This is a genomic window from Sphingobium sp. SG1, from assembly GCF_057063145.1.
Map to the genome: position 1 here is coordinate 1 of NZ_JBVVOJ010000120.1, position 231 is coordinate 231.

At 63.2% G+C, this 231-nt stretch carries 1 protein-coding gene; it reads right to left on the reverse strand.

The annotated features are described in order from the left end of the window. Nucleotides 1-180: NADH-quinone oxidoreductase subunit H (locus AC0KVN_RS27785; protein ID WP_483656893.1), on the reverse strand; the 180-nt coding region annotated here is incomplete at its 3' end. Between the last annotated feature and the right edge of the window lie 51 nt (nucleotides 181-231).

Here is a 231-nt window from a genome sequence, read left to right on the forward strand (position 1 = left end):
TGGACCCACCACGTTGGGGCCGCGGCGGATCTGCACCGCCGCCCAGATCTTGCGGTCGGCCAGCAGGATGTAGGCGATGGCAACCAGCAATAGCACGAGCAGCAGCAGGCTCTGCGCGACCATGATGATGATCGGCCACAGATAGCCTGTCCATAACTCGCTTGCGAAGAATTCGGTCATCGGGTCACGCTCACTCCGCCGCCGTCAGAATCTGCCCGGAGGCGAGCTTGG